At 56.7% G+C, this 496-nt stretch carries 2 pseudogenes; one reads left to right on the top strand and one right to left on the bottom strand.

The annotated features are described in order from the left end of the window. Positions 1-254 (bottom strand): annotated as a pseudogene (locus EOA27_RS39695) (J domain-containing protein); the annotation flags it as partial. 136 nt (positions 255-390) lie between these two features. On the opposite strand from EOA27_RS39695, the pseudogene EOA27_RS42870 reads away from it, so the two are divergent. Continuing rightward, positions 391-496: pseudogene (locus EOA27_RS42870) on the top strand (BolA family transcriptional regulator); the annotation flags it as partial.

Below are 496 nucleotides of genomic sequence, written 5' to 3'. Positions count from 1 at the left end.
TTCTGGAAGCGGGCGATCTCGCTGTCCGACACGCCGGAGAAGTAGTTGAAGCCCTTGTTGTATTCGCGCACATGATCGAAGCAGAAGCGGAAATACTCGCCCTCCTTGAGCCGCCCGACCGGCGCCCGGTGCGTGCCGGCCTCGTTGCAGCCGTCCCACTGGCAGACCGGCGCGCGCGACTTCAGCTCCGCGTCCTTTTCCGGCCGGATCCGGATTTTCTCGAAATATTTGGGATACGCTTTCATCTCACCCATTTATGGGCTGTTCGCATGTGCGAAACAAGAATTGACATTTCGCCGATGATCGCCCTAACCGCTGAATCGCGGCTTAAAAGCGGTCGAAATACAAGATTTTGCGGCTGTGCCGCATATGTGGTGAAGGGAAGCCCTGATGTCCATACAGGCCAAGATGGAAGACAAGCTGAAAGCGGCATTTTCGCCCGAACGGCTCGCCGTCATCAATGAAAGCCACCTTCATGCAGGCCATCACCATGTCG

Origin of the sequence: Mesorhizobium sp. M2A.F.Ca.ET.037.01.1.1 (genome assembly GCF_003998075.1) — a bacterium.
In the GTDB taxonomy this organism is placed as follows: Bacteria; Pseudomonadota; Alphaproteobacteria; order Rhizobiales; family Rhizobiaceae; genus Mesorhizobium.
Note: the sequence above shows the minus strand (reverse complement) of the source record. Positions and strands in the feature narration are given on the sequence as shown.